A 14,084-nucleotide genomic window follows, 5' to 3' on the forward strand; every position below is an offset into this window, starting at 1 on the left:
GATTGCTGCGCCATTTAAGAGGAAAACGACATGACGAATCATTCTCTGAAATCAACCACCGCAATTCTTACCATCATGTCCTTGTTGCAGCCGGGACCTCTGCTGGCGCAATCCAATCCCAACGCAAATGGAAACGCCGCAGGTGCCGAAGCGCTCACTGAGATCATAGCTGAGACTGACGCCTTGGCAGACGCAGTGACCGCCAGGATTCAGGCCGAGGTCGACGCTGCGGCGGTGGCGCTCGCGGCTGAGGAAGAGGCTGCCAGGGTTCAGGCTGCGGCGGACGCTCAGGCCGAGACGGATGCCGCCGCCAAGGCTGCGGCCGTGGCACAAGCCGATGCAGCGGCGGCGGCAGCGGCAGCCGAGGCTCAGGCGGTAGGGGATGCTGCGGCAGAGGCTGAGGCCGTAGCACAAGCCAAGGCAGAGGCGGCAGCGGTAGCGGCAGAAGAAGCCGCGGCTCTGGCTGCGGCGGACGCAAAATCCACGGAAGAACAAAAGACCGAATCCGCGACACCCGATCAGGGCGTTATCGAAACACTGACCGGTGCGCCGCTTGAAGCGCTGGCCACAGCGGCGGATACCGAAACCCCGGGTGACGTGACAACCGAGACCGTCACGGAGCAGACAAGCCGCGCGAGCAGTGAAGAATTCGAGGAATGGCGCCCTGAGAATCAGGGCGGCACCACAACCCAACAGAGTGTTGCGCAAAACTCGAAATCCAGGAACGGAATGAGCGATTTGCAAAAGGCCGGTCTGGTGGCGCTTGGTGCGGTCGTGGTGGGCGCGATCCTGTTGAACGGTCAGCGTGTAGCAGCGAATACCGGCGACCGGGTTGTTGTGGTTGATGATGACAACGATTACCGGATCCTCAAGGACGATGACGCGTTGCTGCGCCAGCCCGGTTCGGAGGTCCGCACGCAGCGGTTCAGCGATGGCTCCACGCGCACCAATGTCCTGCGCAGCGATGGCACCGAGATCGTCACCATCCGCGATTCCGACGGGCGTGTTCTGAGACGCGTTCTGATCGAGACGGACGGGCGCGAATATGTGCTGTTCGACGACACCCAGACCTTTGCGCCGGTGGTGGTGCGCGACCTGCCCAAGCCAGCCGTTGAGACGTTCGACTATCAGGCGGCCAGCGACGGCGAGAGCCTGCGTGCGGCCCTGCTTGCTGCCGACCGGCGCGACATCGGTCGCAGTTTCAGCCTGCAACAGGTGCGCGACATCAGTGAAGTGCGACAGTTGAGCCCCGAGATCAACCTTCGGAATGTCACTTTTGCCACCGCCTCATCCGCGATCCAGCCCTCGCAGGCCGAGCAATTGCGCCAGATGGGCATGCTGATGCGTGACGTCATCGCCGAGGATCCGACCGAACTGTTTCTGATCGAAGGCTATACCGATGCGATCGGAGAGCCGGGTTACAACCTGCTGCTGTCTGACCGGCGCGCTGAATCCGTCGCGCTCGCCTTCAACGAGTATTTCGATGTGCCGACCGAGAACATGGTCGTGCAGGGATATGGCGAACGCTTCCTGAAAATCCGGACGCAGCAGGCCGAACGGGTCAACCGCCGCGTCGCCGTCCGCCGGATCACGACGCTCATGCGGCAAAGCGGGCAGTGACATGGCGGCGTCTCGTTCTGCAACCCTCATGCAGGCCAATGAGATGTATCGTTCACCGGCAGGCGTCAGCTTCGCGTTCCGCATGAGCAGACGACATCAGGAGAGCTTCGCAGTCCGTGTCACTCCGTCTGGTTCCGGTTGTTCTGCTGGTATCGGGACGGTGGGGGCCGCCCAGCCGAGTTGAGCCGTCGCACGAAGGCCGCAGCGACAATCAACGCCGGTGTGGCGATCAGCGCACCTGCGGCACCCCAGAGCCAGGCACCCGAAGCGATGGCCACGAAAATGGCGATAGGTGCCATTCGAATGCGCGCGCCCACGATCATGGGTGTGATCACATTGGCCTCAATCGCGTTCAGCGCCACGACCACGGCAAAGGGCAATAAAGCGACGGCCGGATCGTTGAAGGAAACGATGCCTACTGCAAGCGTGACAACCGCCAGGATGGCAACCCCGATAATGGGCATGAAGTTTGCGAGCGCAGCAGCGACACCCCAGAGAGGCGCATGCGTCATGCCGATCAGATGGAACGCCGCCGCAACCAAGGCCCCGAGGCTCAGGTTGACAACCGTGATGGCCAGAAGGTAGCGCGCGACATTCGTCCGAACATCGCGCATCGCCCGGCCAACCGCCCGGCGCGTCGATGCCTGCGAAATCAGCGACAGGCCCTGACGCGCCAGCATGACGCGATCACGCAGCAGAAAAAACGTCAGCATGGCCCACAACAAGGCTCCTGCCGCGACGCCCGGCGCCGCGATGGCCCAATCGGCCAGCAGCCGCTGCCCTCCGTCCACCAGCTTGTCCACGGCGTCGTCGCCCGTGGCTTTTCCGTCGTTGGTATCCAATGGGGGAGGATTGTCGGGATTCGTGACCAGGCTCCTTTCCACCACCACAGGAAACCCGCGTTCCGACAACGGCGACAGGTCCGAAATGAGCTGGCGGGCGCGCACTTCCGCCTTGCGCAGAATCTCCGGCCCGCTCGTGGTCAGGGCCTCTGCCGAGGGCGCGAACGCATAGACCGTGGCCGCCATCCCAACCAGAAGGCCGCCGACAACAACAGCCGCGCAGAGAGAGCCGGGCGCGCCCGTGCGTTCCAGCCATCGGACCGCTGGCGCAAGAGCAATTGCGCAGAGCAGCGCCAGAACCGTGGGAACGGCGATCAGACTGGCTGCATCCAGAGCGGCCAGGGTCATCAGCCCGGCGATGATTCCGAGAAACGCCGTCTGCAACGTGCCAAGCCCGAGCGTGGAGAACCATCCCCCGCTCCCGAATGCCCTGGGCTTTGGACTTGATGCAATCAATGCCGGTTCCGGTTGGTCATCTGCCATTTTGTGCGCCGACCTTTCTGGTGGACGAGGGCATCAAGGGGCTGATGGAGGATCGGGAAAAATCATGACTCTCGCAGTCGCTGCCTGGTTGGCGTCAGTGTCGACGCACGGAATTGCCGCCGGCCAGAATGCCCTTGATCAGCACAACCACCGCCGCGTGCAGCGCATCCTGATCGCCTGCCGGTGCGTTTTCGTGCGCGGCCGCCGCATCCTTCAGAATGCCGACGATCTCCTGTTCGGGCAGGATATTGCGATCATTGAGCGCGAGCAGCAGTGATTCGCAAATGGCCAGCGCGGCGGTTCCGGCTGTATCAACGGGTGGGGACATGTCAGGTTCACTTTCAACTCGGGATAGATGCGCGGTTCTCATGAACCCGCAACATCGTGCGATCATAAGCGTCTTCGGTTACTCTGGACTGATGCAAAGCAGCTTTGTCCGCGCATTTTCCGGATATCCGTATCAGTGAGCCCCTCGCCAGCGTTGGCAATGGAAGCGAAAGTATTGCCCTTGGACAGTCCGTTGACCAGAAAACTCTCGGCGTTCGTCGCCTTGTCCGATGTCGATCTTGAAACGCTCAAGCGCTTTCACCGCCAGCGGCGAACCTTCTTGCCTGGGCATGAATTGATCCATGAAGGGCAATCCAAGGCATCGGCCTTCATCCTGGCCGAGGGCTGGGCGCTGTCCTACAAGGTGCTGCCCGATGGCGAGCGGCAGATCGTGGATTTCCAGGTTCCGGGTGATTTTCTCGGCCTGCGCAGCATCCTCTTCCGCACCGCCGATCACAGCATCGAGGCCGCGACGCGCATCGAGGCCTCCGAGGTTCTCGCCTCGGATATTTTCGATGCCTTCGCGCATGCGCCGCGTCTGGCCACCGCCGTTCTGTGGGCGGCGTCACGCGACGAGGCGATGGTGGTCGAGCATCTGGTCAATCTGGGGCGTCGGTCGGCCGAGGAACGCATGGCGCATTTCCTGCTCGAACTCGGGGCACGTCTGATGCTTGTGGGGATGGGCGACAAGACCGGCTATGCCTGTCCTCTGACGCAGTACCACCTTGCCGACGCGCTCGGGCTGAGCGCCGTGCACGTCAATCGCGTGCTGCGTCATCTGCGCGATGACGGCCTCGTCACCTTCCGAAAGGGCCAGGTGGTCTTCAACGATATCGACCGGCTCCGGGACCTTGCGGGATTTGATACCGACTATCTCGATCATGACGGGCCGCTTCTGCGCTGACGCACCGCCCCGGCGAGGCCTTTGCCGGAGGGGCACCGTTCCGGCCGCAGTGCAGCTTATGCCAGCGCGTGCCTGGCCGCGTCGAGTTCGCGGTTGCAGTCGCTGTCATTCTTCGCCGTATGCGCCTTTTCGGCTGCGTGGAAATGCTTCATCGCCGAGTCCTTCTTGGGTCCGGCAGTGGCCTTGTCGCAGGCGGCCTTGACGCTCTTCATCTTGTCGGCTGTGTTCGGCGCAGGTGTTTTCGAGTCCATGGTATGGATCCTTTCAAGTGTTTGTACGAATTGACAAAGCTCCCCGCCGGGCCGGGCTGAAGACCGGTTTTGCCCCGGCAGGAAACCTTGTCGGCACTCGTAACAAACGTCCGACGGCTAATGAGTTTGCCGTCACCAAGACCCCTACCCGGTTTTCTCTGGCGCAAGACTGATGCAGGTTGGTGCCGAGGTGATTTCTTGCACCTTGTTTAGCCCGGCAATAAAGGGCAGGGCGCGAGGTTTCACGCGCGCGATCGCCGCGTCCTGCGGGCTCGGCGGAAGATGCCGGTGTGTTCATGATGGCTTTCTCTGCGTCTACTGCTGACTTTTCCGTATATGAAGTGAAGTCTACCGCGGCCTTCAGTTCGCCGCGCTCCACATCCGATACCGCCCCTGCCCGGTCATCTCGCGGATCAGACCACGGGCTTCCATCCAGGCCAAGTTGCGCTGGACGGCGGCGCGGCTGGCGCCGGTCAGGGCCTCGGCCATCGGGGCGGAGATGATGGGCCATTCGGTCAGTACGGCGCGCAAGGCCGGGGGCGTGCGGCCAGAAAGCGATGCCGTCTCGGCCTCTGCCCGCGCTGACCAGGCCTCGATGTCGTCGAGGTGCCGCATTGCGGTCAAACATGCGGTCTCCATCCCCTCAAGCCAACGCGCCAGACGGTCAGCCGCTGGGCCAGCGGCGCGCAGCCCCCCTGCCCCGCCCATGGCCAGAGGTGCAAAGACTGCGCCCTTGCCTTCACTAGCCGCGGTCCGCGCTGCCGTGACGGCCGCTTCCACTCGATCACCCTGCTGCCCGAGGCCCGCGAGGCTCCAGAGGTGAAAGCCCATGCAGGCGCGGGTGATCGGGTGAAGAACGGCGGCTTGTGCCATCAGTTCCAGCCAACCGCCCGCGCGATCCGCGAAGGGTTCTACCTCATCGCCGAGGGTCGCGGGGGCGCGGCGGTCGAGGAATGCGGACAGGTCGACCTCTGGGTCGGGACCGTCTGTCAGACGGCGCACCGCCCAACCGATACGAGCGAGCGCCGCGGTGTCGTCCTGAACTCCGGACAGGCGCATGGAGATCCAGAGCGCCAGCCGATCAGGGCCGATGCGGTCACCCGATATGATGACGGCTGCTGGGGCTACAAGGACATGGAGGAAAGCGCTGGCCCGAACGAGTCTCGCGCTCCCCTTGCGTTGATCGCGCTCCTCTCCGAATTGAAGGACCTCGACAGCTACGCCCAGGACTGGCGCCAGCGCTGCCGGGACTGGGCGTCGATTCCGGACTACCAGGAAAGCGACAAGATCAAGCTCGCGGCCCCTGTGACGCTCACCGATGGCAGCACCTGCCAGATCGTCACCGCGACGCACTACAGGCGGGGTCGGCAGAAACGCCGCTGCTACCGCATCGAGGAAACCGGTGGGCTCGTGCGGCTGTCGAAGGCGACACTCGTGGCTCGGAGGTGCTCAACTCCGCGAAAGGTGCTGCCAGCCCGGTGCTGGCGGAGTTCCTGGCGGGGCGAGATTAGGTGCTGCGCCGGACCGTTGATCGACCTGCCGGCGACAGCAGATCCTGCGGCTTGGGTTGACAAGGCAATGCAAATGCATTACCTATTGCAGGCAGCAAAGACCCTTTTCTTTCAGGAGACTGCCATGACCGCGCTCGCACAAGATGTCTCGAAACTCACGGATCGGTATCAGACGACCGTGCCGGCGGGTGTGCGCAAGCAGCTCAAGCTGGGGAAGGGCGACCAGATTCGCTACTGCACCGAGCCGAGTGGCAGGGTCTATATCGAGCCGGTGCGCAGCGACGAGGAAGATCCCGTGCTCGGCGCGTTTCTCGATTTTGTCGAGGCCGATATCAAGGCGCATCCGGACCGCATTCGGGCGTTCGATGGGGCTTTGCATGACCGTCTTGCAGCACTGGTCGGAGACGTCGACGTCGATCTCGATGCGCCGCTATCGCTCGAGGATGAATGAGCGGCGATAGCGTGCCCGCCCAAGCGCCCCTTGTCGTAAACGGATGGTCGATTTATGCGCATCCGCTCTTTCTGGACCAGATCGAAGGGCTGACCCTGGAGGTCGAGGCGCGCAAATCGCGCGATCCCAAGACCTGGCGCAAGAAAAATTGCACGAAACGGCTGGCCGCCATCTTCAAGCTGGTCACCGAGGCCATACCGGCAGATCCCGGTGCCGCCGCTTTCCGGCAAGGTGGAACACTCGGCGATCACCGCAAGCACTGGTTTCGGGCAAAATTCTTCCAGCAGTATCGGTTGTTCTACCGGTTCAACAGCGATGCGAAGGTCATCGTGGTGGCCTGGGTGAACGACGACAAGACCCTGCGCGCCTATGGCAGCAAGACGGATGCCTATGCAACATTCAAAGGGATGCTGGAAGATGGCAATCCACCTGACAATTTTGACGCACTCCTGAAAGAAGCGGCGGCGGCGCACAAGCGGTTCGAAACGTCCCTTGAAGCGGTGCCCGATCGGTAAGTGGGCCAGCTTGCTGTGACCCTATGGCATTATCGTTTACGACGCCACGCTGGAAAATGTAGCATCGGTTGATAATATGGTCGGAGAAAGCGCGATGAATGAGACGGAAAAGGATGGGCAGCACCTCTGTCTCGAGGGGCGTTTCCGTGGCCGCTGAAGTCAATTCGTATGAAGCTTGGTTTCGCGCGCAGGTGCAGGATGCGCTGGACGATGCGCGCGCCGCGACACCTCATACGCAAGCGATGCAGGCCGCGCAGGCGTTGATTGACGCGATGCGCCGGGGCCGTTCTTGACAGTGCGCGCGCGCCACGTATGTACATCCGTGTAACCCCACGAGGCCTGCAACGATCAAAGCCAAAATCCGCAAAGTCGGCAACTCCGCCGTCATGACGCTCAGCACCGAGATGCTTGCGCTGCTCGATGCCAATGAAGGGGATACCCTCTATGCGGTGCGCACGGATGACGGCGGGCTGAAGCTGATGACGGAAAACCCCGAACTGCAGGCGGCCTTGGCGGCGGCCGAGATCGTCATGGATGAGAACCGCGATCTTCTGCAAGCTCTTGCATGAGCGATTGGGTCTGGGTTCCGCTGGCCGCCTTGCACGTTGTTCATGATCGTCAGATCGCGCGCCATGGTGGTGCAGCAGGGACCCGCGATCCGGCCCTTCTGGAAATGGGATGCACACGGGCGCAGAACCGTGCCGCCTACGAGAACGTGGATGCGTTCGGCATCGCGGCGGCCTATGCCCACCCAATGCAACGACGAGCGCAAACGCGCGGTCAGTTGTTCTTGACCAGAACCGGGCCGGTCCGGGTGTCAGGTGTGCGTCCGGGTGCTGCATGGCGTTCGCGGGCACCCTCGACAAGCGGAATGCTGGCGGTTGTGCAGCCCATGTCGGCCAGGAAGCTGACAAGGCCGACGATGGTCTTGAAATCGCGCAGCTTTAGGACGCTGCGGCTGGTGACGAGCATCTTGTCGTCCCGCCCGTCCGGGGCGACGGCCCGGATGACCCAAGAGCCGTACCAGCTGTTGTGACGCTTCTCGGCGCCTTCCTTGCAGACCACCTCGATGAGATAGCCTGCGGCCAGGAGGCCGCGCAGCCCGTCTTCTGTAACCACATTCGGTGCTTCTTCTATCATGGCCTTCCCTTGGGTCTTTCTTCTGCCTGAGGTGCAGTTTCGGGCCCACGGGATCGTGACACCGCGGGCGATACAAAACAACATGAACGATGTCAAAGCAATAATAAAAGCTTGACGAAGCTCGCCTTGCTCCAATAACAATGATAGCCGACAAAATTGCGATCTTAAAGACGGCAAAGGAGTTTTGCCCTGCGCATTCTCCATGCGTGCAACATCCCCCTCATGCTGCTGATCACCGTGCTCGTGGTGGCTGGTCCGGCACATGCCTGCATCCCACCCGAGCGGCCGTTCCTGCCTGCGTCCAGAGAGGACATGCGCACCTACGCGGATCTGATCCGGGGGGATTTCGAGAGCTACATCGCCGATGTGCAGGACTACGTCCGCTGCCTCGACGAGGAACGCGCACGGGCCTTTGTCGAAGCCAGGGAGGTGAGCGAGGAGTACGGGCGTTTCGTCAGCGCGGTTGAATGACGGGGTCGGTCAGCAGGTATTACGCGGGCAGCGTTCATGTGCATCAAAAAATACTTTGCTGCACATTTACTTTGTGTGCATCATGAAGGTGTTTGCTGCACACGCCCCGTGAGAAGAATCGCATGACTACCCTATCGCATTCGCGTGCCGCGCAAGTGGCCTATCAGGATTTGCTCAGGCTGCACCTCGATGAGGCCGCCTCGGGCGTTGTCGGCAGTATTGAGGAGCGTCATCGCAACGGGCGCATCTACCTATACGACAAGTTCCGGATCGGCACGCAGATGAAAAGCCGATATCTGGGCGAAGACTCTCCCGAATTGCGTGCGCGGCTGGCCCGGACGACCGACCTCAAGGCGCAGGGCGAAGAGCGCAAGAAACGGATGTCGCGGCTGGCGCGCACACTGCGCGCGGAAGGATTCATCGCAACCGACCGCGATACCGGCTCGATGCTGCTGGCCTTCGCGCGGGCCGGAGTGTTCAGACTCGGGGGCACTTTGGTTGGCACCAGCGCTTACGGTCTCTATCAAGGGGAACTCGGCGTAAGGTTTGATTCCGATGAGCTCGCACAGACGGGCGACATTGATTTTGCCAGTTTTGAGCGGCTGTCGGTCGCCCTCGGCGACCGGGTTGAGGAACATCCCGGCGAGATCCTCAAAGCCATGCAGTTCGATCCCGTGCCCGGGGTGCACGACCGACAGGTCTGGAAGTGGCGCCAGACCCGGGGCGAGGCCATGGTGGAGTTCCTGACGCCCGCGTTCGGAGACGAGCGCGTCAAACCCCTGCCGGCTCTGGGGGTGAGCGCGCAGGCGCTGAATTATCTGAACTTCCTGATTGCGGATCCGCTTCAAGCCGTGGCGCTCTATCGCTCCGGTGTGCTGGTTCAAATCCCGCGACCGGAACGTTTTGCGATCCACAAGCTGATCGTGGCGGATCGCAGACGCGGGGGCCCCGACCAGGCGAAGGCGCGAAAGGATCTCGGCCAGGCCGCGTTCCTTGTCTCTGTCCTCGCCGAGGATCGGCCCGATGATCTGATGGAGGCCTATCAAGATGCCGTCTCACGCGGACCTCGTTGGCGTGAGCGGATCACGGCGAGCCTTTCGCGCTGTCCGGTCACGGCGGATATCCTGCGCGGGCTTCAGTGACGGATTCCCCGCTTTGGCGGGAAGGCGCATTTCTGAGGTCTCGATGTCGCCAATCTCTGCCGACAGATCACCAAGCATCCGCACATGATGACATACAGCAGCGGATACTGCTGATATCTGGTGCTTGGCTCGAGACGAAGCCAGTGACGAGCGATGATCAGCCCTTTCGGGTTCGTTCGAAAAAATCCTCTTGATAGCACGAGTAGGGCATTGTGTCGCCGCACCATTATAGACGGAGTTGGTATCTTGAAGCACGTGGTTCGAAATCTGGCCGCCGCCGCGGTCGTCACCGTATCGACTTTCTCGGGGTCAGCTACACCGGCACACGCCTATCCGGTCGATTGCGCGATCCTGCTCTGCCTGGCTGGCGGCTGGCCTGCCTCCGCGCCCTGTGCCCATGCGCGCGCCGTGTTCATCCGGCGGATCACCCCTTGGCCGATCGAGCCACCTCTGCAAATCTGGCGCTGTCCAATGGGTGTATCCTTCGAGAATCCCGAGCCCGTCGATCGTCTTCTCAGGCTTGCCAGGATGCAGGCGGAACCCCACTCGTCCTCCTTGCCAGAACCCGACGCAATGCACCTTGCGCAAGCGGTCGGCGCTGGTGCCGATATCGATATCAGCGGTCCGACCTTCGCGTTCATCCGCTCGATCAACGTCTTTGATGTGTATCTGCGCCAGGGATTGGTCGGCGAGGGGGAGGATTGCCGCCGAACGGCGCGGATCAGGCATGGCAGCTATGATGCCAACGGCCGATATCACTGGCGTGATGGCTCCTCAGCAGCGCTGCCGTCGGCGTTTCGCGGTGACGAAGGGTTCGGGACGACGTGCCCCGGTGTCGCCGTCCGTGCGGTTTTTGTCGAATGGTTGGATCACAACGGCGGCTACGGCTTCGAGCAGGTCGATTACTGACATCTTGCGGATCCGCACGCACCGGGTCCGCCCCCACCAAGCCCTGCACCGGAGACTGTGCGAACAACAAAAAAGACAAAAAACGCCAGACCGTAAAGTCTGAGGCCGCGCTGAAAACCCCTGAACAAGGTTCTTTTAGCGCGGTGCCCCAACCTCTGCAACCCGCAATGTAGTTTTGCTGGCAAGAGTGTATTTGCCTCGCGGCATGGCGTCGGCTCTCGCTGGAGACCCGATCATGGAACCAACAAGCGGCCTGATCCTGCGACGGATCACTCAGACCGAGCTTTCCGTATCCGCCCACAAACTGGCCACGATCATTCTCGATGGCATCGCCTGGAAGGAGGGCTACAACGGGTTGTCGCGCGGAACGGACGCCTTCACCCTCGCGGGCCTGGCAGAAAAGATGGGCGTCGCGCGCCAGTATCTGACCGTGCTCTTGGGCGAACTCGAAGCCTCCGATCTGAAGTTGCGCCGCGAGAAGCCAAACGGCAAATATGCGCCCTGGCTATTCCGGTTCGCGGCCTTCGAGGACGACGGCGAACCACAGGATGGTGAGTCAGGCACAGGCGACACATCACTATATAGAGAAGATTCTAACAAAACTATATTTTCCGGGCATATCAACATTGATGCCGGTTCCAACGTCTTCCAGACCCGTTGGGCGGCGCTGATCAGGGCAGCCAAGACGGCTTTGCCCTGCTGGAACATCGATACGCAAGTGATCTGGGACCGCTTTCTCGCCTTCAACCGCGCGCGGGGAAATGCCCGGGTGCCGGCGGGCTTTCTGCTCGGTTTCATGCGCGGGTGGCCGCGGTAGCCGCGGTCGACAAAGGCCATGTCCGGGCGCTGATCGGTCAAGGTCTCCACCTGCTCCAGCGCCTCGTGCAGGGTGTGTCCGTCATAGGGATTGCCCTGCAGTGACCGCATGCCGACGACGAAGCCGCCTTCGGTGGTGGTGGCGGCGGTGATCTTCGTGCCGAACTCGTAGCGCTTGTGCACCTTACCTTTCGAGATACAGTCCACCGCCGGTTCGTGCAGACTGTAAAGCTTCTTTCGGTCCTTCGGCTTCTGCGCCAGCAGCCGCTTCGCCAAGGCCACCAGATCTTGCAGCCGCAGCTTAAGCGGTCCCTCGGCCACCTTGTCCATCTGCCGTTCGATGTCCCGCAGCACGCGCCCGGTGTAGCCCTTGAGCCGACGCAGGGCCTTGCGCATCCGCTTGAATTGCCGGGCATGGGCATAACGGCCGACCTGCCCGCAAAGCCGGGGGCCAAGGCGATTGTAATTCGTTCACCCTGAACAGCTCTTATCCTGCTGAAATAATATCAAACGCTGCATCCAAAACCTAAGGAAAATGCTGCGTTATCACGCAAAATCAGCAGGATAAGAGCTGTTCAGGGTGAACTAGTTAGGGCCAAGTTCGAGCATCCGTTCCGGGTGATTAAACGCCAGTTCGGCCATATGAAGACCCGCTACCGGGGCCTCGCCAAGAACTGCGCTCAACTCTTCACGCTTTTCTCCCGTGGCAACCTTTTGCTGCTCCGACTAAGGCGGATCGCATGTGGACGAGTCTACCCAGAAGTCGGGAAACTGCCCCTGCGGCGAACCTTGAAACGGCGAAATCCGCCCCCAACATGTCGTCTCATACCCGACAAGACGATCAGCCCACCATCTCGCCACAGCCGGACGCGGTGCTCAGACGTTCCTTAACGTTGCAGTCCTTTTTTACTCCGGGGCTATTCCGCCGCGCGATCCTGCAACGCGGACCAGGCATCGTATTGCGACAGGAACACGCGGCCGGTCAGATCGTCGAGCAAATGGCTGCGTTTCAGGCGGTCCATCACCGGGCCCTTGACCTCGGAGAGGTGCAGCGTGATGCCGATGCCGCGCAGGCGGTCGTTGATCGCCTCGAGGCTCTCGAGCGCGGAAAAGTCGATCTCGTTCACCGCCGAACACATCAGCACCACGTGCCGGATCGGGCAAGCCTCGGCCACGCGGTCCTGGATCATGTCCTCGAGAAAGCGCGCGTTGGCGAAATAGAGGCTCTCGTCGATCCGCAGGGTCAGCACCGTCGGAACGGTCTTGACCCGGTGGCGCAGCACATTTCGGAAATGTTGTGTGCCGGGCACCAGCCCGACCTCGGCCACATGCGGGCGCGAGGTCTTGTAGAGGTGCAGCGCGACCGACAGCAGCACCCCCGCCGAGACGCCCGCCTCCACCCCCATCCCCAGCGTGAGCACGATGGTGGCGAGCACGGCGGCGAAATCGGCACGCGAATAGCCCCAGGATTTGCGCAGGATCGAGAAATCGACCAGCGTCAGCACGGCGACGATGATCGTCGCGGCCAGCACCGCCTTGGGCAGGAAGAAGACGAGCGGCGTCAGCGCCACGGCGGCGATGGCCAGCCCCACGGCGGTAAAGGCCCCGGCGGCGGGCGTCTCGGCACCGGCATCGAAATTCACCACCGACCGGGCAAAGCCCCCCGTCACCGGATAGCCGCCGGTGAAGGCGGCGCCGATATTGGCCGCGCCAAGGCCGATCAGTTCCTGGTCGGGGTCGATGCGCTGGCGGCGTTTGGCCGCCAGCGTCTGCGCCACCGAGACCGATTCGACAAAGCCGATGAGCGAGATGAGCGCGGCGGGCAGCACCAGCGCCGAGACGAGATCGGGCGACAGATCCGGCAGGGTGAGCGGCGGCAGGCCCTGCGGGACGGCGCCCACGATGGCCACGCCCTGCCTGTCCAGTCCGAAGAGCCAGACGACAAGGGTCGAGACCGCGACCGCCGCCACCGGCCCGGTCCGCGCCAGCAGATCGGCCAGGCGCGGCGCGAGCCCCGCGCGCAGCAGCAAAGGCCTCAGCCCCTTGCGCACCCAGAAGAGGAACCCGGTCGCCAGCACCCCGATCACCAGCGTCGGCCCGTTCACCGCGCCCAGCTGCGCCCCGAGCCCGGCCAGCATCCCGATCAGCGTATGCCCGCCCGCAGGCACGCCGAGGATGTGCCTGAGCTGGCTCGTGGCGATCAGCAGACCGCTGGCGGTAATGAAGCCCGCGATCACCGGGTGGCTTAGGAAATTGGCGATGAAGCCCAGCCGCAGCAGCCCCAGCGCCAGCAGCATCGCCCCCGACAGCAGCGCCAGCGTCAGCGCGGCGGCGGCATAACCCATGCTGCCCGCCTCGGCCACCTGGCCGATGGCGGCGGCGGTCATCAGCGACACCACCGCGACCGGCCCCACGGCCAAGGCCCGGCTGGTGCCGAAAATCGCGTAAAGGATGATCGGCACGATCGAGGCATAGATCCCGGCCTCGGGCGGCAGGCCCGCCAAAAGCGCATAGGCCAGCGATTGCGGGATCAGCATGATCGTGACGATCACCGCCGCCATCGTATCATTGCCAAGCGCGCCGCGGTCATAGCGGCGGCCCCAGTCAAGAATGGGTAGATAGCGGGCAAGCGGTCGGAGCATGGGGCAGGTCTTTCAATGCAGGTCAGGCAGGGCCGTTTCGCCCCGCCCGGATCGAGTGTG

General features: G+C 62.6%; 14 protein-coding genes and 4 pseudogenes. 11 read left to right on the plus strand and 7 right to left on the minus strand.

Features of this window, described 5'->3' with window-relative positions:
* The first annotated feature begins 195 nt into the window (after positions 1 to 195).
* Positions 196 to 1,620 (plus strand): OmpA family protein, encoded by a 1,425-nt coding sequence (locus ABIE57_RS15120; protein WP_354539867.1) that lies wholly within the window; start codon positions 196 to 198, stop codon positions 1,618 to 1,620.
* Positions 1,621 to 1,739: 119 nt separating this feature from the next.
* Here ABIE57_RS15120 and ABIE57_RS15125 read toward each other — a convergent pair whose 3' ends face one another.
* A complete protein-coding gene (locus tag ABIE57_RS15125; RefSeq protein ID WP_354539868.1) occupies positions 1,740 to 2,945 on the minus strand; it encodes an AI-2E family transporter in 1,206 nt (401 codons plus the stop codon).
* 94 nt (positions 2,946 to 3,039) lie between these two features.
* Positions 3,040 to 3,273, minus strand: a complete 234-nt coding sequence (locus tag ABIE57_RS15130) for a hypothetical protein (protein WP_354539894.1) — start codon at positions 3,271 to 3,273, stop codon at positions 3,040 to 3,042.
* A gap of 159 nt (positions 3,274 to 3,432) precedes the next feature.
* On the opposite strand from ABIE57_RS15130, the gene ABIE57_RS15135 reads away from it, so the two are divergent.
* On the plus strand, positions 3,433 to 4,176 hold the full coding sequence (locus tag ABIE57_RS15135; protein ID WP_354539869.1) for a Crp/Fnr family transcriptional regulator: 744 nt from the start codon (positions 3,433 to 3,435) through the stop codon (positions 4,174 to 4,176).
* 56 nt (positions 4,177 to 4,232) lie between these two features.
* Here the strand turns inward: ABIE57_RS15135 and ABIE57_RS15140 are convergent, their stop codons facing one another.
* Both ABIE57_RS15140 and ABIE57_RS15145 read right to left on the minus strand, forming a co-directional pair.
* Positions 4,233 to 4,427 (minus strand): hypothetical protein, encoded by a 195-nt coding sequence (locus tag ABIE57_RS15140; RefSeq protein WP_354539870.1) that lies wholly within the window; start codon positions 4,425 to 4,427, stop codon positions 4,233 to 4,235.
* A gap of 360 nt (positions 4,428 to 4,787) precedes the next feature.
* A pseudogene (locus tag ABIE57_RS15145) lies at positions 4,788 to 5,528 on the minus strand (hypothetical protein); the annotation flags it as partial.
* On the opposite strand from ABIE57_RS15145, the pseudogene ABIE57_RS15150 reads away from it, so the two are divergent.
* From ABIE57_RS15150 to ABIE57_RS15170, 5 genes and pseudogenes are all read left to right on the plus strand, one after another.
* Positions 5,523 to 5,938: pseudogene (locus ABIE57_RS15150) on the plus strand (DUF6927 domain-containing protein); the annotation flags it as partial. The pseudogenes ABIE57_RS15145 and ABIE57_RS15150 overlap by 6 nt on opposite strands.
* Positions 5,892 to 6,389, plus strand: a complete 498-nt coding sequence (locus ABIE57_RS15155; protein WP_502950137.1) for a type II toxin-antitoxin system PrlF family antitoxin — start codon at positions 5,892 to 5,894, stop codon at positions 6,387 to 6,389. The pseudogene ABIE57_RS15150 and the gene ABIE57_RS15155, both read left to right, overlap by 47 nt.
* Positions 6,386 to 6,904, plus strand: coding sequence for a type II toxin-antitoxin system YhaV family toxin (locus ABIE57_RS15160; RefSeq protein WP_354539871.1), 519 nt, complete (start codon positions 6,386 to 6,388; stop codon positions 6,902 to 6,904). The genes ABIE57_RS15155 and ABIE57_RS15160 overlap by 4 nt, the downstream gene beginning before the upstream one ends.
* Before the next feature lie 146 nt (positions 6,905 to 7,050).
* Positions 7,051 to 7,197: an antitoxin PaaA2 family protein gene (locus ABIE57_RS15165; protein ID WP_354539872.1), complete on the plus strand. Its 147-nt coding sequence runs from the start codon at positions 7,051 to 7,053 to the stop codon at positions 7,195 to 7,197.
* 93 nt (positions 7,198 to 7,290) lie between these two features.
* On the plus strand, positions 7,291 to 7,473 hold the full coding sequence (locus ABIE57_RS15170; RefSeq protein WP_354539873.1) for an AbrB/MazE/SpoVT family DNA-binding domain-containing protein: 183 nt from the start codon (positions 7,291 to 7,293) through the stop codon (positions 7,471 to 7,473).
* A gap of 211 nt (positions 7,474 to 7,684) precedes the next feature.
* Here ABIE57_RS15170 and ABIE57_RS20610 read toward each other — a convergent pair whose 3' ends face one another.
* Positions 7,685 to 8,248 (minus strand): hypothetical protein, encoded by a 564-nt coding sequence (locus ABIE57_RS20610; RefSeq protein ID WP_454283752.1) that lies wholly within the window; start codon positions 8,246 to 8,248, stop codon positions 7,685 to 7,687.
* 18 nt (positions 8,249 to 8,266) lie between these two features.
* On the opposite strand from ABIE57_RS20610, the gene ABIE57_RS15180 reads away from it, so the two are divergent.
* The 3 genes from ABIE57_RS15180 to ABIE57_RS15190 all read left to right on the plus strand — a co-directional run bounded on the left by ABIE57_RS15180 (position 8,267) and on the right by ABIE57_RS15190 (position 10,566).
* A complete protein-coding gene (locus tag ABIE57_RS15180; RefSeq protein ID WP_354539874.1) occupies positions 8,267 to 8,515 on the plus strand; it encodes a hypothetical protein in 249 nt (82 codons plus the stop codon).
* A gap of 122 nt (positions 8,516 to 8,637) precedes the next feature.
* A complete protein-coding gene (locus ABIE57_RS15185) occupies positions 8,638 to 9,657 on the plus strand; it encodes a nucleotidyltransferase family protein (protein ID WP_354539875.1) in 1,020 nt (339 codons plus the stop codon).
* Positions 9,658 to 9,912: 255 nt separating this feature from the next.
* Positions 9,913 to 10,566, plus strand: coding sequence for a hypothetical protein (locus ABIE57_RS15190; protein WP_354539896.1), 654 nt, complete (start codon positions 9,913 to 9,915; stop codon positions 10,564 to 10,566).
* Positions 10,567 to 11,370: 804 nt separating this feature from the next.
* Here the strand turns inward: ABIE57_RS15190 and ABIE57_RS15200 are convergent.
* Positions 11,371 to 11,850 (minus strand): annotated as a pseudogene (locus ABIE57_RS15200) (transposase); the annotation flags it as partial.
* A gap of 81 nt (positions 11,851 to 11,931) precedes the next feature.
* On the opposite strand from ABIE57_RS15200, the pseudogene ABIE57_RS15205 reads away from it, so the two are divergent.
* Positions 11,932 to 12,114, plus strand: a pseudogene (locus ABIE57_RS15205) (transposase); the annotation flags it as partial.
* A 185-nt stretch (positions 12,115 to 12,299) separates the two neighbouring features.
* Here ABIE57_RS15205 and ABIE57_RS15210 read toward each other — a convergent pair.
* Complete coding sequence (locus tag ABIE57_RS15210) at positions 12,300 to 14,024, minus strand: SulP family inorganic anion transporter (RefSeq protein WP_354539876.1); 1,725 nt, start codon at positions 14,022 to 14,024, stop codon at positions 12,300 to 12,302.
* Positions 14,025 to 14,084 lie beyond the last annotated feature (60 nt).

The organism is Roseovarius sp. MBR-6 (assembly GCF_040547525.1).
Lineage (GTDB): Bacteria > Pseudomonadota > Alphaproteobacteria > Rhodobacterales > Rhodobacteraceae > Roseovarius.